Annotated in this window: 1 protein-coding gene; it reads right to left on the bottom strand. The window is 28.2% G+C overall.

What is annotated here, in order from left to right:
- Positions 1–170: 170 nt before the first annotated feature.
- Complete coding sequence (locus H9661_RS19310; RefSeq protein WP_191770444.1) at positions 171–1,754, bottom strand: IS1182 family transposase; 1,584 nt, start codon at positions 1,752–1,754, stop codon at positions 171–173.
- Positions 1,755–1,846 lie beyond the last annotated feature (92 nt).

Below are 1,846 nucleotides of genomic sequence, written 5' to 3'. Positions count from 1 at the left end.
AAGGAGCTGTCTCCAAATGATTTAAAATCATTTGTCGGAGACGGCTCCCTTTTTTGAATTTGAAGAAATTATTCAACTTATTTTATGTACATTATGGTAATTAAAATAATTAATAAGATGCAAAATAGAAGATATGTTTCAATCTTCTTTAAAGTTCCATATAAATAAAATTATGCTATTTTAATATTATGTAATAAAATACCACTTCTATTTTGTTTCCTTTTATTCCATAACTTATTTATATTATATCCAAAGCTTAACAATAAAAATTCAATTTTTATATTTTTAGTTCCTCTCGTCAAGAATCTTCTAAATCTGTGATCTTCTTTTAATACTCCAAAAATACCTTCGACCTGAATAGATCGATTCATTCTTAGTAATTTCCCTTCGGGGGTCGTAATATTGATAAGTGACTGTTTTCTTTTAGCCATAAAGTTTTTAGATACATGTAATCTTTTATTGCCTTTTGATTTATTACATTTACATCTATATGGGCAATCACCACAATCTAAACATTCATAAATTGTTGTCTCTGATTCATAACCGGATTTTGATTTCTTGTTTCGAGTCCCGATAGGTATTAATCTCTTTCCATTAGCACAAATATAAAAATCTTCTTCCTCATCATAGGTCATGTTTTCACGCTTACTTATATCATTCTTAAATTTCTTACTCTTCATTTTTTCATACATTTGAGGTTTGATATAAGAATTTTGCTTATTTTTATCCAAGTAACAGTAATTTTCTTCACTCTCATACCCAGCATCTGCAATAACATTTTGAAATTTTTGTGGCAGATTTGAATTTAGTTTTTCTAGAAAAGGTATAAATGTAAGTTGATCAGATCTTTCACTGGATACATCAACGCCTACAATATATTCACCTTCTACACCAATTTGAATATTATAGCCAGGTTTTAATTGAGAGTTTCTCATATGATCTTCTTTCATATGCATGAAAGTTGCATCTTTATCGGTCTTTGAGAAACTATTACGACCATTGAAAATGCTATTATACTCATCATATTTACTTTGTTTTTCAATAAAATCGTCTATTTGTTCAGTAAATTTTTGAAGTTTACTTTTTCTTTTTCCTTTACCATATACAAAGTCAATATTTTCTTCAGATTTTATTTTAGATAATAATGATAAAATTTCCTCAGCATATTTAACTGTAATTTTTCCATCAATCATTTCAAATTTCAAATTAAAATCTGCTTTTAAAATTTCGAGTGTACTCCTAATTTTTTCTTGAAGTTTTGTTTCAAACTTGTTAGTAGCTTTCTTCCATACAAATGTATATTTATTGGCATTCGCTTCGATTTTAGTACCATCAATAAATACATTTTTATATCCTATTTCTTGAAGTTCATCAAGTTTAATGACTAATTGATTAAATAAATCATTCATACAATCTGATAATCTATCACTTCTAAATCGTGCAATTGTATTATGATCCGGAGCCTTTTGCCCTTGCAAAAGCCACATAAAATTAATATCTCGCTTACAAGCAGTTTCTAGTTGTCTACTTGAATAAAGATTGTTCATATATCCGTAGACTAATACTCTAAATAGAGTCTCTGGTGCGATTGCTGGATTTCTACCTTTAGTAGAGTAAGCTTTATATAATTTACTGTAATCTAATCCCTCCGTAACTTCATAAAGCAATCTTACCGGATCATCTTTAGGTATCATAATTTCTGTTTTAATTGGGAACCCTATTTGATGCATAGGTATAATATTTTTTATGTTCATGAAAATATTATGCGCAAAAAAGAGGATTCAAATTCTGAATCCTCTTTTAGCATTTTCGGCTAGTATCAAAATTTATTTTGATACAGCCCCTT

The organism is Clostridium cibarium, assembly GCF_014836335.1.
Classification (GTDB): Bacteria; Bacillota; Clostridia; order Clostridiales; family Clostridiaceae; genus Clostridium; species Clostridium cibarium.
The sequence above is the reverse complement of the archived record's forward strand: the minus strand, read 5'-3'. Positions and strand labels throughout refer to the sequence as shown.

Bases quoted from the DNA above. Each gene is read 5' to 3' on its own strand.
- H9661_RS19310 (WP_191770444.1), bottom strand. From the start codon at position 1,754: ATGAACATAAAAAATATTATACCTATGCATCAAATAGGGTTCCCAATT.